Annotated in this window: 18 protein-coding genes; 8 read left to right on the top strand and 10 right to left on the bottom strand. The window is 46.4% G+C overall.

Annotation, left to right across the window (positions count from 1 at the left end; all coding sequences use genetic code 11):
* Nucleotides 1-84: 84 nt before the first annotated feature.
* Nucleotides 85-2,103, bottom strand: coding sequence for a DNA helicase Rep (gene rep / locus EDC45_RS05580; protein ID WP_133544307.1), 2,019 nt, complete (start codon nt 2,101-2,103; stop codon nt 85-87).
* A 3-nt stretch (nt 2,104-2,106) separates the two neighbouring features.
* The gene (locus EDC45_RS05585) at nt 2,107-2,322 is read right to left on the bottom strand and encodes a YceK/YidQ family lipoprotein (RefSeq protein WP_133544309.1); all 216 of its coding nucleotides are present in this window, start codon (nt 2,320-2,322) and stop codon (nt 2,107-2,109) included.
* Nucleotides 2,323-2,711: 389 nt separating this feature from the next.
* On the opposite strand from EDC45_RS05585, the gene EDC45_RS05590 reads away from it, so the two are divergent.
* The 3 genes from EDC45_RS05590 to EDC45_RS05600 all read left to right on the top strand — a co-directional run bounded on the left by EDC45_RS05590 (nt 2,712) and on the right by EDC45_RS05600 (nt 6,394).
* The gene (locus tag EDC45_RS05590) at nt 2,712-4,595 is read left to right on the top strand and encodes a PTS mannitol transporter subunit IICBA (RefSeq protein WP_133544311.1); all 1,884 of its coding nucleotides are present in this window, start codon (nt 2,712-2,714) and stop codon (nt 4,593-4,595) included.
* 61 nt (nt 4,596-4,656) lie between these two features.
* The gene (locus EDC45_RS05595) at nt 4,657-5,808 is read left to right on the top strand and encodes a mannitol-1-phosphate 5-dehydrogenase (RefSeq protein ID WP_133544313.1); all 1,152 of its coding nucleotides are present in this window, start codon (nt 4,657-4,659) and stop codon (nt 5,806-5,808) included.
* 70 nt (nt 5,809-5,878) lie between these two features.
* On the top strand, nt 5,879-6,394 hold the full coding sequence (locus EDC45_RS05600) for an MltR family transcriptional regulator (protein ID WP_133544315.1): 516 nt from the start codon (nt 5,879-5,881) through the stop codon (nt 6,392-6,394).
* A 96-nt stretch (nt 6,395-6,490) separates the two neighbouring features.
* Here the strand turns inward: EDC45_RS05600 and EDC45_RS05605 are convergent, their stop codons facing one another.
* Nucleotides 6,491-6,832, bottom strand: coding sequence for a hypothetical protein (locus EDC45_RS05605; RefSeq protein WP_133544316.1), 342 nt, complete (start codon nt 6,830-6,832; stop codon nt 6,491-6,493).
* Between the two features lie 133 nt (nt 6,833-6,965).
* Between EDC45_RS05605 and rppH the strand changes: the two genes are divergently transcribed.
* The 5 genes from rppH to tadA are packed head-to-tail and all read left to right on the top strand — an operon-like array spanning nt 6,966 to nt 10,618.
* The gene (rppH, locus tag EDC45_RS05610; protein WP_133544318.1) at nt 6,966-7,565 is read left to right on the top strand and encodes an RNA pyrophosphohydrolase; all 600 of its coding nucleotides are present in this window, start codon (nt 6,966-6,968) and stop codon (nt 7,563-7,565) included.
* A 9-nt stretch (nt 7,566-7,574) separates the two neighbouring features.
* Entirely contained in the window at nt 7,575-8,366 is a 792-nt protein-coding gene (locus EDC45_RS05615; protein WP_133544320.1) for a sulfite exporter TauE/SafE family protein, read from the top strand.
* Nucleotides 8,367-8,387: 21 nt separating this feature from the next.
* A complete protein-coding gene (gene lgt, locus EDC45_RS05620; protein ID WP_133544322.1) occupies nt 8,388-9,194 on the top strand; it encodes a prolipoprotein diacylglyceryl transferase in 807 nt (268 codons plus the stop codon).
* A gap of 23 nt (nt 9,195-9,217) precedes the next feature.
* Nucleotides 9,218-10,069: a thymidylate synthase gene (locus EDC45_RS05625; protein ID WP_133544324.1), complete on the top strand. Its 852-nt coding sequence runs from the start codon at nt 9,218-9,220 to the stop codon at nt 10,067-10,069.
* Nucleotides 10,070-10,084: 15 nt separating this feature from the next.
* On the top strand, nt 10,085-10,618 hold the full coding sequence (tadA, locus tag EDC45_RS05630) for a tRNA adenosine(34) deaminase TadA (RefSeq protein ID WP_133544326.1): 534 nt from the start codon (nt 10,085-10,087) through the stop codon (nt 10,616-10,618).
* Nucleotides 10,619-10,707: 89 nt separating this feature from the next.
* On the opposite strand, the gene groL is transcribed toward tadA, so the two are convergent.
* The 7 genes from groL to ftsN form a co-directional block, all read right to left on the bottom strand.
* On the bottom strand, nt 10,708-12,354 hold the full coding sequence (gene groL / locus EDC45_RS05635; protein WP_133544328.1) for a chaperonin GroEL: 1,647 nt from the start codon (nt 12,352-12,354) through the stop codon (nt 10,708-10,710).
* Between the two features lie 60 nt (nt 12,355-12,414).
* On the bottom strand, nt 12,415-12,705 hold the full coding sequence (locus EDC45_RS05640) for a co-chaperone GroES (RefSeq protein WP_133544330.1): 291 nt from the start codon (nt 12,703-12,705) through the stop codon (nt 12,415-12,417).
* Nucleotides 12,706-12,796: 91 nt separating this feature from the next.
* Nucleotides 12,797-13,273 carry an FxsA family protein gene (locus EDC45_RS05645; RefSeq protein WP_133544332.1) on the bottom strand — a complete coding sequence of 159 codons (477 nt, stop codon included), beginning with the start codon at nt 13,271-13,273 and terminating at the stop codon, nt 12,797-12,799.
* 156 nt (nt 13,274-13,429) lie between these two features.
* On the bottom strand, nt 13,430-16,507 hold the full coding sequence (acrB, locus tag EDC45_RS05650; RefSeq protein ID WP_133544334.1) for a multidrug efflux RND transporter permease subunit AcrB: 3,078 nt from the start codon (nt 16,505-16,507) through the stop codon (nt 13,430-13,432).
* A 21-nt stretch (nt 16,508-16,528) separates the two neighbouring features.
* Entirely contained in the window at nt 16,529-17,725 is a 1,197-nt protein-coding gene (locus tag EDC45_RS05655) for an efflux RND transporter periplasmic adaptor subunit (RefSeq protein ID WP_133544336.1), read from the bottom strand.
* A gap of 27 nt (nt 17,726-17,752) precedes the next feature.
* The gene (locus EDC45_RS05660) at nt 17,753-18,325 is read right to left on the bottom strand and encodes a TetR/AcrR family transcriptional regulator (protein ID WP_133544338.1); all 573 of its coding nucleotides are present in this window, start codon (nt 18,323-18,325) and stop codon (nt 17,753-17,755) included.
* A 246-nt stretch (nt 18,326-18,571) separates the two neighbouring features.
* Nucleotides 18,572-19,369 (bottom strand): cell division protein FtsN, encoded by a 798-nt coding sequence (gene ftsN / locus EDC45_RS05665; protein WP_133544340.1) that lies wholly within the window; start codon nt 19,367-19,369, stop codon nt 18,572-18,574.
* Between the last annotated feature and the right edge of the window lie 19 nt (nt 19,370-19,388).

The raw sequence follows: 19,388 nt of genomic DNA on the forward strand, positions 1-19,388 counted from the left end.
TCAAATAATTTTTTGCAAATAAATCCAAAATGCCGATTGATTGCCTGATTTATCTACAAAATATTCATTCCGAATTAACCAGATCTAATTCTCCCGTTTCAGCATCGCACGCAACCCCGCCAAATTAGTACTGGTTTTCTGTTGTTGCTGCTCCTGCGTTATCGGCGGTTTGTCCCGCTCCCAGATTAAATCGTCCTGAGGTAATTCGAGTAAAAAGCGACTGGGTTCGGGTTTAAACCGTTCTCCGAACTGACGTCGTTCTTTACACAGAATAAAGCTTAAACTCTGTTGCGCACGGGTAATTCCCACATAGGCCAAACGTCGCTCTTCCTCAATATTATCCTCTTCAATACTGGTTTGATGAGGTAAAATGCCTTCTTCCATTCCTATTATAAATACATGGGGAAATTCCAGCCCTTTAGATGCGTGCAGGGTCATCAGTTGTACCTGGTCGCTTTCATCTTCTTCCTCGCCGCGCTCCAACATATCGCGTAGAGTCAGGCGGGCGACTACCTGGCTTAGATTCATGGCCGGATTAAATTCATCTCCCTTCAACATTTCACCGACCCAGCCGAATAGAGTAGCCAGGTTTTTACTCTGCATTTCCGCCATTTTCGGATTATTTGCCTGTTCGTACAAATATTCTTCATAATGCAGGGAAGAGAGCATATCACGAACGGCCTCTTCCGCATCCGCCCGTTGCGCCTGCTCGCCTAGCGCCGTAATCCAGCGGGCAAAGTGTTGCAGGGCGTTATAGGCATTCGGTGTAATCTCCTGAATTAAATCCGGCTCAAAAATAGCTTCAAACAGGCTGATTTGCTTTTTATGGGCCAGAGCGCCGAGCCTTTCTAAAGTTACCGCGCCTATTTCCCGCTTCGGCGTATTAACAATACGTAAAAAGGCCGCATCGTCATCCGGATTTACCAGCACTCTTAAATAGGCCATCATATCTTTAATCTCGACACGCGAGAAAAAAGAAGTTCCGCCCGAAATCCGATAAGGAATACGGTTTTGCATAAGTACTTTTTCCAGCAATCGGGACTGATGATTGCCACGATACAACACCGCATAATCCCGATACCTGGTTTGATGACTAAAGCGATGGGCGATCAGTTCTCCCGCAACCCGTTCCGCTTCATGTTCTTCGTTTTTAGCTTCCAGAATCCGGATCTTTTCCCCTTCGCCCAGATGAGAAAACAGCTTCTTATCAAACACATGCTGATTATTATCGATCAGAATATTCGCGCAATGCAGAATACGTCGGGTGGAACGGTAATTCTGTTCCAGTTTAATCACCTTTAAGGCTGAAAAGTCATCGCGCAGCCGCATCATATTCTGCGGACGGGCGCCGCGCCACGAATAAATGGACTGATCATCGTCGCCTACTAAGGTAAAGCGGGCGCGCTCCCCCACCAGTAATTTAATCAGTTCGTACTGACTGGTATTGGTATCCTGGTATTCGTCCACCAATAAATAGCGGATACGGTTTTGCCATGCCTGGCGTATGTCTTCGCGCTGCTGAAATAATAATGTCGGCAGCATAATCAGATCATCAAAATCCAGCGCATTATAAGCGCGCATTTGATTCAGATAACGGGCATAACATTGGGCGAACACCTGTATTTTTTGCTCCCTTGCCCCCTGCAATGCCGCCTCCGCTAAGATTAAATCGTTCTTCCAGTTCGAAATCTGCATTATCAATTCATTCAGCAAATCTTTGTCTTGGTGCAACCATTCCTCACTTAGCTCTTTTAGTAAGGTTCGTTGATCATATTCATCAAACAGGGTCATATTGGCTTTAAAGCCCAACTGTTTATATTCCCGTTTAATAATATCGAAACCCAGGGTATGAAAGGTGGAAACCATAAGCCCTTTACTCTGACTTTTACCGATGGAATGAGCCACACGTTCTTTCATTTCACGTGCGGCTTTATTGGTAAAAGTTACCGCTGCGATCTGCTTGGGCAGATAGCCGCATTGTTCCACCAAATAGGCGATTTTATTAATAATCACCCGAGTTTTGCCCGAACCCGCCCCGGCCAGAACCAAACAGGGTCCGGAAACATATTCTACCGCCTGTTGCTGTTGCCGATTCAATTGCATAGCCTATTCCTGTACCGCCAACGTGGACAGGAGCAGGCTGTCCAGCAGAAAAGAAAGAGGCAGATCCAGAATAGGCAATCCCCATTTCTGCGCCATTTCCCAATCGTATTTAGTACCGGCATAAGCACTGTATGGCTGAGCCGGATTAAGCAGGGTAACAAGAGTACCGCAACCGTTCAGACCTAAAAGAGCGGTCAAAATCAAGAGTCCTTTTTTCATAGCCTTCTCAGTTAAAAATTTTGCCCATTATAGTCAAGAATTCCCGCAAGCGTATTCAATAAATTTTCTAATTGCCGTTTTCACTTTCCGTGCGGAGGAAAAAACAATATGCAGCGGCGAAATACAGTCCTTGCCGGAACAATAGGAATAGCAAATCGAGCAAAATACTTGCTGTTTTTTTACACGCAATTTATGTGATCTGCATCACAAAATAAGATTGCATTAATAAAAAATGTGATAAGCATCACATTTTGTAAAAAATACGTTAAAAATTTATTGTGATAATCATCACATATTTTAACTAAAAAATTTCTGCTTTAATTTTGCCTGTGCTATTTTTCGCCATAGGGTTGAGCAGTAAATCTTATTCTTTCCAATTGAGGTGCAATATGCTGTCAGCAAATGCAAAAATCAAAGTCCAAAGTTTCGGACGTTTTCTGTCCAATATGGTTATGCCGAATATCGGCGCTTTTATCGCCTGGGGGTTTATTACCGCCCTCTTTATTCCCACCGGCTGGTTACCGAACGAAACCCTAGCCAAACTGGTCGGCCCGATGATCACCTATCTGCTGCCGCTGCTCATCGGCTATACCGGCGGTAAACTGGTAGGGGGCGAACGTGGTGCCGTAGTAGGTGCCATTACTACTGCCGGAGTAATTGTCGGCACCGATATTCCCATGTTCCTCGGCGCCATGATTGCCGGTCCGAGCGGCGGTTGGGCAATCAAAACCTTTGATAAATGGGCGGACGGAAAAATCAAAAGCGGATTCGAAATGCTGGTTAACAACTTCTCCTCCGGTATTATCGGTATGCTGCTCGCGATTTTATTCTTCTGGGTGGTTGGTCCCGTCGTAAAATCTCTGTCCCAATTGCTGGCAGAGGGGGTCGATGTATTAGTGCGTGCCAATTTACTGGCGCTAACCTCCATTTTTGTCGAACCTGCGAAAATTCTATTCCTGAATAACGCCATTAACCACGGTATTTTCTCACCTTTAGGTATTCAGCAATCACAGGAAATGGGTCAATCCGTATTTTTCCTGATTGAAGCAAACCCCGGCCCGGGCTTGGGTATTCTGCTCGCCTATATGCTTTTTGGCAAGGGTTCCGCCAAACAAACGGCGGGCGGTGCGGCGATTATCCATTTCTTCGGCGGCATTCACGAAATCTACTTCCCTTATGTGCTGATGAATCCGCGCTTACTGCTGGCGGTCATTGCGGGAGGTATGTCCGGCGTATTTACCTTGACCTTATTTAATGCGGGTCTGGTTTCTCCGGCTTCTCCCGGCTCTATTTTCGCCGTTCTGCTAATGACCCCGAAAGCCTCTTTTATCGGCGTGATAGCCTCCGTACTCGTTGCCTGTGCGGTTTCTTTCATGATTGCCGCTTTCTTCCTGAAAATTCAGAAAGAAGACAATTCAAATAAACTGGAAGAAGCGCAGGCTGCGTCCAAAGCAATGAAAGAAGCGGGTGCGGCTAACCTCCGGGGTGATTACGGTTCTCTGGATAAAATCTTTGTTTCCTGCGATGCCGGTATGGGCTCCAGCGCAATGGGAGCCAGTATGCTGCGTAAAAAAGTGAAAGAAGCGGGCTTAGTACTGGAAGTAACAAATTGTGCGATCAACGATTTACCTCGGGACGCGCGCTTAATTATAACGCATCAGGATTTAACGCTACGTGCCAAAAAGCAAGTACCGAATGCAATCCATCTGTCCTTACAGAATTTCCTGGATAACAAATTCTACGACGACCTGGTTAATAAGCTGAAAAAGGATCCTCAGGCAACCGTTCAAACACAAGCAACCGAATCTCAGACTCGCACGGAAATACAGACTGTAGGCGGCTTTAACCTCAGTGCCGAACAGATTTTCCTCGGCCTGAGCGCACAGGATAAATTCGAGGCGATCCGCTTTGCCGGCGAGCAGCTGGTAAAAGCTGGTTTCGTGCAACCGAGCTATGTAGACGCCATGTTCGAGCGGGAAAAACTGGTTTCCACCTACCTGGGCGAAGGGGTAGCGGTACCTCATGGTACCGTGGAAGCCAAGGAAGCGGTAATTAAAACTGGGATTGTGGTCTGCCAGTATCCCCAGGGCGTATCTTTCAATGACGAAGATGAAGACAGCATCGCCAAACTGGTTATCGGCATTGCGGCGAAAAACAACGAACATATTCAGGTGGTAGCCGCCATTACCAATGCCTTGGATAGCGAAGAAGCTATTCAGTTGTTAACCAGCACCGATGATGTAAATCAAGTACTGGAACTCTTAAAAGCCTAAAAGAGCGGTCAAAAACGGCGCAGTTTTTTCCCTGCGCCGAATTTTATTCGGAGAACATATTATGCAAGCATTACATTTCGGCGCCGGAAATATCGGACGCGGTTTTATCGGTAAACTATTGGCAGACAGCGGTATTAAGGTTATCTTCGCCGATGTGAACGAAAAAATTATTGATTTACTTCGTTCTCAAGGCAGTTACCGAGTAAAAATCGTAGGTGATAACCTGGATCTGGTGGAAGAAGTCAATAACATCAGCGCCATCAATTCCAAGGATATTGACGGCTTAATCCCATTGTTCACTCAGGTTGATCTTATTACCACCGCCGTCGGCCCGAACGTATTGAAAATCATCGCCCCTACCCTGGCACAAGGAATTCTCGCTCGCTTGGCACAGGGAAATACTCGTCCCTTAAATATTATCGCCTGTGAAAATATGGTACGCGGCACCAGTTTCCTAAAAGAACAGGTATTCGCCCATTTACCGCAGGAGGCCCGGGCCAGCGCGGAACGCCTGATAGGTTTTGTGGATAGTGCGGTGGATCGCATCGTGCCGCCGGTACAGGCGGACGAAGCCGATCCCCTATTGGTTACCGTTGAAGCTTTCAGTGAATGGATTGTGGATCAAACCCAATTTAAAGGAGAAATTCCAACTATCAAGGGGATGGAAAAAACCGATAATCTGATGGCATTCGTCGAACGTAAGCTCTTCACCTTGAATACCGGTCATGCGGTTACCGCCTATTACGGTAAACTGAAAGGCTACCGTTTTGTGCGGGAGAGCATTGAAGATCCTGAAGTCAAAGCTTTTGTCAAAGCCGTTATGCAAGAAAGCGGCGCAGTATTAATCAAACGCTATGCTTTTGATCCCCAAGCTCATTCCGCCTATATCGAAAAAATTCTGCAACGCTTCGCCAATCCTTATCTGACCGATGAGGTAGATCGGGTCGGACGTGAACCCTTGCGTAAACTCAGCTATAATGACCGTCTGATTAAGCCCTTACGCGGCACTTTGGAATATGGTTTAGCCCATCAAAATCTGATGCGCGCCGTAGCCACCGCATTACATTACCGTAATGAACAGGATCCTCAGGCCCAAGAGCTACAGCACTATCTGTGCGCTAAGGGAGTCAGAGCTACCTTGCAAAAATACTGCGAATTGCAGGAGGAAGGTCTGATTGAGGAAATCGCTGCAATTTACCATGAAATTAAATAATCCGCCCGACCCGCCCGCTTGGCGCGGGTCGAAGCGACTATGGATAGCTGTTAAATAAAAGGAATAAGCTGTGTCCGCCGAAGAGCCGATTTATGAAAAATTAAATGATGCCGTAACTATTCGAGGTTTTATTACCGCTTCGGTGGCTATTTTTGACGAAGCGGTGGATAATTTAATCAATCGGGTATTCCGCAAAACGGATTTTGTGGTCGAATCGGTGATTGAGTCCCTGTTTGTTAATTCAGGCCCTCTTTCCGACCTTTCCGTACGTCTTAAGGTTTTACTCGGTCTCGGAGTAATCAGCCATAATGTCTATGCAGATATTAACGCTTTTCTCCGTCTCAAAGAGCAGCTCAATAACGACGAAAAGGAATACCTGTTCAGCGATCCCCCGATTTTAGAATTTATCCGTTCTCTTAATTTTCAGCAAAACAATGCCTTTCTCAATCTTGAACCCGCAAGCGGCGACACCACTTCCCTGCTCTATCAGGTCAAAGCATTGCGCAGAGAAAAACTGATCCGCTCCTGTCTGATTCTAAATATCAGTGATATTTATGCACAGCTACAAATTGAAAGCCCCCTTTAAACGCTCAATCCGCAAGAGCAGATTAAAAAATAAGCGGGCTATTTTCCCCGGGATAAAATTCTCCACCCATATCCAATAAAAACACTAACCAATTGATTAATAAAGAATTAATAAAATAAATTCAAAAAATAAAAAAAACTTTCTCATTCCATTCTTTATTATTCTCCGTTCAGCCACAATGTTATCCACAGAAATCCTGAATAACTCACAAACAGAAGATATCTCGCCCGAATGCCTTTCCTTGCGGTTGAAAAATATTCGAATCCCAGCAAGCTCAAGAGATAAAAACAAACACTTAGGAATGTCAAGAGATCCGCCGTATAAAAAATACAAGATCAGGATCCCAACGCCGCGGAGATAGCGTTCTTTCCCGCTGGCGGAAAAAATATTTTTTCCCCGTCCGCCCTTTATCATCAATTTATTCACAGCTTTATTCACAATGTTGATAAAAACCCGACAAAAAAAGTGCGCTTTTTCAGATTTCTCCGCCCCGTACTTGTACAAAAGGGCATATTATGAAACAATTCGGGACCAGTAATAAATTAAAAAAGATAAGTAAAGGTGAGCGATAGTGATCGATTTCGATGGCTACCGTCCGAATGTGGGTATTGTAATTTGTAATCGCAAAAAGCAAGTACTCTGGGCCAAAAGATACGGACAGAATTCCTGGCAATTTCCGCAAGGCGGGATTAACGATAATGAAAGCCCCGAGCAAGCCATGTACCGCGAGCTATATGAAGAAGTGGGGCTAACTAAAAAAGACGTACGTATTCTTTACGCTTCCCGCCAATGGCTGCGCTATAAATTACCCAAACGCCTGCTACGCCATGACAGCAAGCCCGTATGTATCGGGCAAAAACAACGTTGGTTTTTGGTACAACTGGTTTCCGACGAAAAAAATATCGATATGAATCGTACCCCTTCACCGGAATTCGACGGCTGGCGTTGGGTCAGTTTCTGGTATCCGGTTCGTCAGGTAGTTTCCTTTAAACGCGATGTTTACCGCAAGGCGATGAAAGAATTTGCCGCCGCCCTATTCGAAACGGGCAAAGGTATCGCGCTAACCTCCGCTTCCAGTGCCGAAGATAATCTCAGAGCGCCCTCCGCTGCGCAGAAAGGAAATTTTTATCCGAAAAGCCATAATCATCACAAAAAACGTAGAACAAGGTAATTTCACTCCATGCTAAGCTTTTTTATTATTTGTTTAAGCGTCGGTGCCCTGGTCGGTTTTCTGGCCGGGCTGTTCGGTATCGGCGGCGGCCTTATCGTGGTGCCGGCATTAGTATATCTGTTGCCGATGGCAGGGGTACCTGAGGCGCAGCTAATGGCTACCGCACTCGGCACCTCCTTTGCCACCATTGTCATTACCGGTTTTTCCTCGGCCCAACGCCACCATAAGTTGGGTAATATCCTCTGGCCGGCGGTAAAAATTCTGGCCCCCACCATTATGCTGGCCACCTTTGTTTCCGGTTTGTTTATCGGCAATCTGCCGAAAGAAATTTCCGGCAAGCTTTTTGCCTGCCTGGTGGTTTATCTGGCGATAAAAATGATACTGTCAATAAAACCGGCAAAAGCAGATAAGCAACTGACCACAACCTCCTCCCTTATAGGCGGTATCCTGATCGGGATCGCATCAAGTATGGCCGGCATCGGCGGAGGCGGTTTTATCGTGCCTTTTCTGAATTCACGCGGTGTCGATATGAAAAAAGCCATAGGTTCCTCCGCTTTCTGCGGTATGCTGCTCGGCCTGTCCGGAATGCTCAGTTTTATGCTCGGAGGTTGGCATCTGCAGAATATGCCCCAATGGTCGCTGGGCTATATTTACTTGCCTGCCGTACTGGGAATTACAATAACATCTTTTTTCACTTCTAAACTCGGCGCCACTGTTACCGGCCGTTTACCCGTTCCGATTTTGAAGCGCTGCTTCGCCTTATTATTAATTGTGATCGCAATAGATATGTTTTTAGATTAGTTTGACAGAAAAAGGAAGTTTATGAATGCTCAATTTTTATCGTTTCCGCAATTTGATCCTGTAATTTTTTCTTTAGGCCCGCTCAGCCTGCGTTGGTACGGGCTGATGTATTTAATCGGCTTTCTTTTTGCCCGCTGGTTGGCCCTGCGCCGTGCCAAAGGTGCCGGCAGCGGATGGAATGCGGAACAGGTGGACAGCCTGCTGTTTAACGGTTTTGCCGGTGTTTTTTTAGGCGGCCGTATCGGTTATGTATTTTTCTATCAATGGGATTTATTTCTGGCCGATCCCGCCTACCTTTTCCGGGTTTGGGAAGGCGGAATGTCCTTTCACGGCGGATTAATCGGGGTAATCCTTGCCATGCTGATTACCGCCCGTCTGCAACAGCGGCGCTTCTGGGCGGTAGCGGATTTTGTCGCTCCGCTGATTCCTTTCGGTTTGGGAATGGGACGAATCGGTAACTTTATCAATGACGAATTATGGGGAAGAGTAACAGATGTTTCTTGGGCGGTATTATTCCCTTCCGGCGGTTATCTGCCACGCCATCCCTCTCAATTATACGAAGCCTTTTTAGAAGGGGTCGTGCTGTTTTGTATTTTAAATCTGTTTATCCGTAAAGCCCGTCCGCAAGGTTCCGTTGCCGGTCTGTTCCTGCTTTGTTACGGTATATTCCGCTTTATCGTCGAGTTTTTCCGTGAGCCGGATGCACAACTCGGTTTATATTTCGGCCAACATATTTCAATGGGGCAGATTCTGTCCGCCCCAATGATAGTACTCGGCGGACTTATTATGCTTTGGGCCTATCGGCATAAAACCGAGATTAAAGCATAAACATACAGAGGGGAGAAAAAGCTATGCATCAGTATTTGACATTATGTCGCCGTATTATTGACGAAGGCGTATGGGTTGATAACCAGCGCACAGGGAAACGCTGTTTAACCGTAATCAATGCGGATCTTAACTATGATGTGGCCGCTAACCAGTTTCCGCTGATCACGACCCGAAAAAGTTACTGGAAAGCCGCTATCGCTGAGTTTCTGGGCTATTTGCGCGGTTATGATAATGCAGCGGATTTCCGTAAACTAGGGGCCAAAACTTGGGATGCCAACGCCAATGAAAATCCCGCTTGGCTGAACAACCCTAACCGTAAAGGGGTTGATGATATGGGACGGGTGTACGGCGTCCAGGGACGCCGCTGGCGTAAACCGAACGGCGAAAGCCTAGATCAGCTGCGCAAAATCGTTGATGATTTACGTCGCGGTATTGACGATCGCGGTGAAATACTTACCTTCCTGAATCCCGGTGAATTTGAGCTCGGCTGCCTGCGCCCCTGCATGTACAGCCATACTTTTTCCCTGCTCGGCGATACCCTTTATCTGACCAGCTATCAGCGTTCCTGCGATGTGCCGCTGGGATTGAATTTCAATCAGATTCAGGTCTTTACCTTCTTGGCGCTAATGGCGCAGATTACCGGTAAGAAAGCGGGCATGGCCTACCATAAAATCGTAAATGCGCATATTTACGAAGATCAGCTGGAACTGATGCGCGATGTCCAATTAAAACGCGAACCTTTCCCGTCGCCGAAGCTGGAAATTAATCCGGATATAAAAACGCTGGAGGATCTGGAAACCTGGGTAACCACGGAGGATTTCAAGGTGATCGGTTATGAATGCCACGAAGCGATTAAATATCCTTTTTCGGTCTAATCCTCGGAGCTAAAAGTGCAGTCGGAAACGGAACAGATTTTATTTGATCAACAAATGATGGCTTATGCCCTCAAGCTGGCGGATAAAGCCGAAGCCTTAGGGGAAATCCCCGTAGGTGCCGTACTGGTGGACGAGGCGGGTAATATTCTTGCCGAAGGTTGGAACCTTTCCATCGTAACCTCCGACCCTACCGCTCATGCGGAAATCCTTGCCCTGCGCCGTGGCGGACAGAAACTGTCCAATTACCGTTTATTAAATACCACCTTATATGTTACCTTGGAACCCTGTACCATGTGTGCAGGGGCAATTTTGCACAGCAGAATCAAACGATTGGTTTTCGGAGCGCCCGATTACAAAACCGGTGCGGTGGGCTCCCGTTTCCATTTCTTCGAGGATTATAAGATGAATCATCAGGTTGAAATCAGCGGCGGCGTACTGCAACAGGAATGTAGCGAAAAACTCAGTCGTTTTTTTCAAAAACGGCGTATGCAGCAGAAGCAACAGCGCGCGCAGCAAAATCAGCAAACAGCAACAAATAAAGAAGAATAGCTAAGGCTATCCCCCTTGGTGGCAGGGCTATAAAAATACCGGCAATCCTTTCGGACTGCCGGTATTTTTTATCCTAAAACGGAGGGAGATTACATCATACCGCCCATTCCGCCCATGCCACCCATGCCGGCGCCGCCTAAATCCGCCTTATCTTCTTTAGGCAGTTCGGTTACCATACATTCGGTGGTAATCATTAAACCGGCAACGGAAGCGGCAAACTGTAATGCGCTACGGGTTACTTTAGTCGGATCCAAAATACCCATTTCGATCATATCGCCGTATTGTTCGGTACCTGCGTTATAACCGAAATTACCTTCTCCCGCTTTCACTTTGCTGGCAACAACAGAAGCCTCTTCACCCGCATTGGTAACGATTTGGCGTAACGGTGCTTCCATAGCACGCAATGCAAGTTTGATACCGACATTCTGTTCTTCATTTTCACCCTGTAGACTTGCCGCTACTTTAGTTGCAGCACGAATCAGCGCCACACCGCCACCGGCAACGATACCTTCTTCTACTGCGGCACGGGTTGCGTGTAATGCGTCTTCTACACGGTCTTTCTTCTCTTTCATTTCCACTTCGGTTGCCGCACCGACTTTAATTACCGCAACGCCGCCGGCCAATTTAGCCACGCGTTCCTGTAATTTTTCTTTATCGTAATCGGAAGTGGATTCCTCGATCTGCTGACGAATCTGTGCCACACGCCCCTGGATCTGAGCTTCATCACCGATACCGTCGATAATAGTGGTATTATCTTTATTGATAACCACACGTTTCGCCTGACCGAGATCTTCCAAGGTCGCTTTTTCCAGTTCCATACCGATTTCTTCGGAAATTACCGTACCTGCGGTCAGAATAGCGATATCCTGCAGCATGGCTTTACGGCGATCACCAAAGCCAGGCGCTTTCACCGCAGCAACTTTTACGATACCGCGCATAGTGTTTACCACTAAGGTTGCTAAGGCTTCGCCTTCTACGTCTTCAGCGATAATCAACAAAGGCTTACCTGCTTTGGCCACGCCTTCTAACACCGGCAGTAACTCGCGGATATTAGAGATTTTCTTGTCAACTAACAATAAATACGGGTTATCCAACTCAACGGTTGCGGTTTCAGGCTTATTGATAAAATATGGAGAGAGATAACCGCGGTCGAACTGCATACCTTCCACAACCGCTAATTCGTCTTCAAGACCTGTACCGTCTTCTACGGTAATTACGCCTTCTTTACCCACTTTTTCCATAGCCTGAGCGATTAATTGACCGACTACGCTATCGGTATTGGCTGAAATGGTACCTACCTGTTCGATTTCTTTGGAAGTTTCGCAAGGTTTGGACAGCGATTTCAGCTCAGCAACCACGGCATTAACGGCTTTATCGATACCGCGTTTTAAATCCATCGGATTCATACCGGCGGCAACGGCTTTTAAGCCTTCGCTGACAATCGCCTGCGCCAATACGGTGGCGGTGGTGGTACCGTCGCCCGCTGCATCATTCGCTTTAGAGGCAACTTCTTTCACCATCTGGGCGCCCATATTTTCAAATTTATCTTCCAGTTCGATTTCGCGTGCAACGGATACGCCGTCTTTGGTAATGGCCGGTGCGCCGAAGGATTTATCCAAAATAACATTACGACCTTTAGGGCCTAAGGTTACTTTTACCGCATCGGCTAAAATATTTACGCCTTTAAGCATTTTAACGCGGGCGTCGTTACCAAATTTTACATCTTTTGCTGCCATTTTATTTTTCCTTATTTTTGATGGGGTGGAAGCGCGCTTTCGGCACGCAACAAAATATTATTATTCAACAATTGCCAGAATATCGTTTTCGGAGATGATTAATACTTCTTCACCGTCGATTTTTTCTGTTTTCACGCCGTAGCCGTCATTAAAGATAACGGTATCGCCGACTTTAACATCTAGCGGCTGTACGCTGCCGTTTTCTAAAATACGTCCTTTACCCACCGCCAGTACTTTGGCGCGTGTGGATTTGGTCGCGGCGGAACCGGTCAGAACAATACCGCCGGCAGATTTGGTTTCCACATCTTCACGTTTAATAATGACACGATCATGTAATGGACGAATATTCATTTGGATTTTCCTCTGTAAATTACTAAAAGTATGATTAACGACAAAACCTTATATGGGGATAGCAGATAGGCTTTCAAGAGCAAAAAAACAATTATTTTAATTTTTTATCCTCATCCGCTTCTTTCTCATACTCCGCTTCAAAAATATCCTCCCCGTCCCCCCGAGCGCGATAAAAACTCGCTCCTGTAGTACGCCGGAAGGCAGCGCCGATAAAGTTAAAACCTTTGCCGATAAAACGCTCGATGGCAAGTCTTACGGGCGGCAGTAACAGAAAAACAGCACATAGATCCGTTACAAATCCCGGGATCAGAAACAATATTCCCGCGCCGATCCAAAGTCCGGATTTTAGCAATGAACGCGTCGGAATTTCACCCCGGGCGATTTGTCGCCTTACGCCGATAACGCTGTACCAGCCTCGAGTTCTAATCATGCCGATACCAATCAAGGCGGATAGGATTAATAGCAGAATAACCCCGAAAGCACCGATTAAATCCCCCAGCCAGAGGATCAGGGATAATTCGATATAGATAAATAAAAAGGCAAACAGCAGAAAAATAAACAAAGGCATAAGCGGCGCTCCAAAATTTTGAATAATAGGTTTTGCGCCTTTAGATATTGGGCGGCGGCAAGGGCTTTTCAAGCTGAATTTCAGATAAAAAATATGCAAAAAAAGACCGCACTTTAAATCAAGTGCGGTCTGAAATGCGGAAGTTTTTCCTTTTAATTAATGGGTGCCGTTACCTGCTGCAGGATTTTCTTCAAACACAGGTAAAGGTTTATGTTCGCTGGCTACATAGGAATAAATCACCGGTAGCACGAACAGGGTAAACAATGTACCTATGGCAAGTCCCGCCACAATTACAACCCCCATACTGAAGCGCATCACCGCGCCGGCACCCGAAGCGTATAACAACGGAATCAAACCGGCGATCATCGCTGCGGTGGTCATCAGAATCGGACGTAAACGAACTCGCGCCGCCGCCGTAATGGCTTCGATTCGATTCTTGCCGTGATTGAGCTGCTCTTCTTTCGCAACTTCACACATCAGAATACCATGTTTGGTAATTAAGCCCACCAGCGTAATCAGTCCCACTTCGGAATAAATATTGAGGGTTGCTCCCGCCACGCCGAAGTAGCTGAGGAGATTCAGTATTAATAACGCACCACTAATGGCCAGAGGTACGGATACCATGATCACCATTGGATCGCGAATAGATTCGAACTGAATCGCCAATACTAGGAAGATAATGACCACCGCCAGCACAAAGGTTGTGGCAAGCGCATTACCTTCCTGTACCAATTGACGGGCTTCGCCTTTAAAGTCGTAGCTGTATCCCTGCGGTAAATCCTTGGCAGCTTCTTGCAACCATGCGATAGCATCACCCACGGTAACCAACGGCACCAGTTCGATTTCGGCCGAATTCAACTGACTGAAACGCGCCAGCGAAGAAGGCTGGGATTCAAGCTCCATACTAATCAGGCTGGATAAAGGTACGCTGATTCCGTTAGAGGCGGAGATATAATAATTTTTCATACTTTCCGGCGATAGGCGTTTATCCCGTTTTACCTGAGAAATCACCTTATAAGCACGACCGTCGATATCCACTCGGGTAATGGTGGCTTCGGACAGATAGCTACTTAATGTGGTACTGATCTGCTGCATGGTGATGCCGTAAGAACCCGCTTTTTCCTTATCTACCTTAATGTTGGTCTGTGCGGTATTAAATTCCAGACTTAAGCGGGAATAAGCGAACAATCCGGACTGTTTGATTTTTGCTAAAAAGTCCGCGGCCGTATCCGCCAAATCTCTGGTCGAGCCCGGTGAAGTCAGTACAAAGACGACCGGAGGTCCCTGTTCGCCGGTATCAATTTCCGGGAAAGAGAAGCCGGAAACGGAAATCTCAGGAATACTTGCCGCCTGTACGTTTAAGCCCGCCATAATTTCGCTTTGGGAACGTTCACGCTCGTTCCAATCCTTTAAGGTGGCGATAATCAATGCTTGGTTGGTATTAGGCGCACCGGCAATCACTTGCGAATACTGCATTTCGGGCAGTTGGTTTAATAAAGCTTCGTACTGCTTCGCCGCATCCTGTACATAGTCAATATTAACGTTAGCAGGTGCAGTCGCCATTCCCAGGAAGGCCCCTTTATCTTCCGTAGGCGTCAATTCGCTGGACAGGAATTTAAACATTACGGGCAAAGAGAGGAATATCAGCGCCGCAAATACCAGTACCAGTTTACGGGTCTGCATAACCAGCCCCAGAATATTACTGTAAATATCGGTAATCTTGGTTAAAGTGCGGTTTACCCGTTCTTCCAGTTTGGAACTTTCGTGGGTTAGCATTTTGCTCGACATCATAGGCGACAGAGTCAGTGCCACAACCCCGGAAATCAGTACTGCTCCGGCCAGGGTCAGCGCAAATTCTTTAAACAGGGTTCCGGTGATTCCGCCCATTAACGCCATCGGAGAATATACCGCAACCAATGCAATGGTCATGGAAATAACCGGCACGGCAATTTCTCTGGTACCTATAATCGCAGCGCGGAACGGAGTTTCCCCTTCTTTAATATGCCGGTCCACATTTTCCAGTACCACGATGGCATCGTCCACCACCAGACCTATGGCAAGAATTAATGCCAATAGCGTCATCAGGTTGATGGAGAAATCAAACATCTGCAACAGCATAATTACCCCGATCAAAGAGATCGGAATGGTAATAATCGGAATCAGGATGGCTCGGAACGAACCGATAAACATCATAATTACCACTAAAACGATTAATACCGCTTCGCCGATGGTATGAATAACATCATTGATAGAACTGTTAATCGCAATGGTTTTATCGTACAGAATTTCACCTTTGATACTGTCCGGTAAATTCTGTTTAATACTGTCGAATAAAGGTCTGATATTGCCTGCGACTGTCAGCGGGTTGGCGGTAGCCGTCGGTTCGATACCCAAAACCACAGCTTCCGCACCGTTTGCAGTTGCGCGGGTATTGTCGCTTTCTTTATTTAGCTCCACATCCGCCACATCACGCAGACGCACCAGTTTATCCCCGTCCGAATAAACGATCAGGTTACCCAGTTCTTCTACGCTTTTTGTAGTGGTTTCCACTTTATTTTTATAAATATTGTAGTAACCCTTGGCACTACCCGCCGCAGTTTGCACGTTATTGTTGGACAGCGCGGTCATTACTTCGGTAGCGGAAAGATTCTGTCCTGCCAGTTTCTGCGGATCCAACCAGATACGCATCGCATATTCCGCCGCACCGTAAATTTCGACTTTCGCCACCCCTTCAACGGTAAACAGCTGCGGCTTAACCACACGTTCGATATAGTCCGTTACCTGACTGGAGCTGAGCTTATCGGAAACAAAGCTGATATACATAATCCCCGAACCGCCGGTCGAAGAAGTAATGCTCGGATCTTCAATACCGGAAGGCAGCTCGGAACGTACGGAGTTAACCTTCGCCAATATGTCCGCCAACGCAGCATTCGGATCCGTATTCAGCTTCATTTTGACCGTGATGGAAGAGGAACTCGGACTGCTGGTGGAAGATAAATAATCGATATTATCTGCCTGAGCAATGGCTTCTTCCAGTTTAGAGGTTACAAATGCCTGAATCAGACTGGCATCAGCTCCCGGATAACTAGTGGATACCGAAATCACCGTTGTGGTCATTTTCGGATATTCGCGCACGGTCAGCTTAGAAATCGCCTGCAAACCGAGAATCACGATCAACAGGCTGATAGAAATCGCCATCACCGGACGGCGAATAAATATATCTGTAAATTTCATTCAATACTCCGCGAACTGAAATCAAAGATTTGTTTTTTCAGCCGGTTGAGAGGTGCCGACGCCTTCCTTATCCGCTACAACGACCAGGCTGCCGTTACTTAAACGTTGCTGCCCGCCGGTAACGATTTTATCGCCGGCTTTCACATCATTGCCTTTTAACTGGGCGTAAATTCCCTGTCTATCTTTGGTAAATACGGTGATCTGCTGGGCCCGATACATTTTATCCAGGGCAGGATTACCTTCCAGTTTCGCCTTATCTTCATCGGAAAGCGGTTTTAGCACATAAGCCAGTTCGCCGTACATGTTATAGGTGATAGCAACCTGAGGCACAATGATTTGATTTTTTTCCGTCGGTAATGCCAAACGTAAACGAGTAAACATACCGGATAATAATTTACTGCCGTCTTCGCGAATAAAGGTGGCCTGCACATCCACCAAACCGGTAGACTTATTAATCGCAGGCTCTATTGCCGTTACCAAAGCTTGGAAGGTTTCGCCGGGACGGGCGTCCGAAGTGGCGGTAACTTTCTGACCTATATGTAAGTCGGATAAATTATTCTGAGAAATGGAGAAGTCCACTTTCATCTCACTGTTATCTTCGACCCGTACAATATTAGTACCTGTGGTTACATATTGACCTTCATTTACCTGCACGATACCGGTAACCCCATCAAAAGGCGCCAAAATTCTGCGTCGTTCAATAGAGGCTTTCAATGCGCTGATATTAGCTGTCAGCTCGTCATAGGTCGCCTTAGCATTATCCAATTCCTGTTGTGATACGCTTTTTGAGCGGAACAGGTTGGCATAGCGTTGGTAAGTTAAACGCGCCGACGGCAATTGAGCCTCGGAAGCCTTTAAAGTTGCGGTTTCTACCTCTGAATCCAACTCCACCAGTAAATCGCCTTTTTTAACCTTCTGACCGGACACCACCAGAATCTTCTTCACCGTACCTGCAGCTTCCGCACTCAGCATCGCGCCTTGATTCGGACGAATCAATCCCGTGGTTTCTATTACCGGCGTCCATTCCTGATAATTTACCGTCATTGCCGTTACCGGGCTGGAAGGCTCGGGCGCACTTTCCATCTTCCATTTCATTCTCAGCCCTTTAACAATATTCAACCCGATCACGCCCACCACAATCAGTAAGGCGATAATTAATCCCGCCTTTAACCAGAATGCAGAAGCACGCTTGGATTTGTTCGTTTCAACTTGACTCATAAAACACTCCGTAAGCCTTAATACATGTTATTTCTGAAAAGAACGCCAGGTTCTTTCAATAATTTCATCCAACCGTTCATCAGATATAACTTCCTTAAAATATAGCTGTCTGAACGCTAAATTCATTGGGATTTCCAATCCCAATGAAAATAAAATACTTGCCGGCAAATCACAAACAACGCCTTGCGTTTTTGCCCTTTGACAAAAGTTATGCCAGACGCTGTTTGTTTCAAATTTCTTACAAATATTTTCAAAACCGGGTAATAACTGATACTGTCGCAGATTCTGCACGAAATTCGGATTATTCAGTAAAAACGTCCAGGCATTCCGCCACATTTGGCGATACTGTACGAAAAAAGAGGCGTTTTCATCCAAATGCAGCCTCACCGCCTCTTCAAAACAAACGAACACCTGCCAAGCAAAACGCTCCAGCAACTCTTCCTTGCTTTTAAAATAAATATAGATAGTACCGGGAGAAATATTCGCTTCTTTGGCAATTTTATGCATCGACAGGTGATGTAATCCGTCTTTTGCCATTAATCGCTCCGTAGCGGCAAAAATCTGCCCCGTCATATCATTTTCAGTTTGAGATTTACGCATAAAATATCAACAAATAAAGATAAATACCGGTGGATGAATGAACGTTCGTTCATTTTATGTATTTTTTTCTTTTAGGCAAGAAAAAAGCGATCAAAAAAACAAATTTTTTTGACCGCTCTTTATATTTTTATGCTTTTTAATTAATGCGCCTGGCACGGCATAAGTTTTATGCAGATAAGACAACGGCCCTATGGCAAAGCCTAAACCGAAAAAATTAATTTTTTCTTAACCCGCGCTTATTTTTTCCTACATACCGATAATTACACAGCCGGTTATCGCTGCCGCCTGTTTCTGAGCGGCGGATGCCGCACTGCGATCGCCAATCGGCCCGATAACTACCCGATTCCAGTCGGCACTCGGGTTGACCCGGGCATTTAACCCCGTCATCACTAAACGGGCCTGCAGATTTTCCGCCTGCTCCCTGTTCTTAAAAGCACCGCATTGTAGACCGAATTTTGCGCTTTTAGCACTTTCCGTTTTTTTCACTTCTTTTACCGCCTCCGCTTTTTTTGCGGCCTCGGCTTTCAACTGCTCATTTCTTTTCAGCTCTTCTTTTCTGCGCTGCTCCGCTGCCGCAAGCTCTTCTCCGCTAACGCTGCTTTGCTGTGCCGGACGTGCGGATTCTACAGGTACCGTAATCTCTTCCTGTCTGTTTGCAGCCGCCTCGGCTTTTTTCGCTTTTTCTTCCGCCTGCTGTCTTTCTCTTTCAGCCAGACGCAATAACTCTTCTTTCTGCTTATCACTTAACTGCAGATTCCGTTCACTCTGAGCCGCATCGGTCGGTACGGTACGGCTCTCCAGTTCTTTAATATAAGACCAGACTTCCTCGGGCCGACTCGGCAATTGGCTTTTCGGCACCAGCTTATTATCCGTCGTACGTTCGACAGCTACACCCTCTTGCGCTTTTTCCTTTAATAAATACAAGCCCGCCGCAAAACAAACCACCAGAATCACGGCAATACATAACAAAACGGGCTTATTTAATCCGCCTGCTTTCTTCTTTTTTCTCGAATTGCTGCGCACAGCATAATCACGTTGCACCACAATAACTTATCTCTACTGT

This window comes from Mesocricetibacter intestinalis (assembly GCF_004363295.1).
Lineage (GTDB): Bacteria > Pseudomonadota > Gammaproteobacteria > Enterobacterales > Pasteurellaceae > Mesocricetibacter > Mesocricetibacter intestinalis.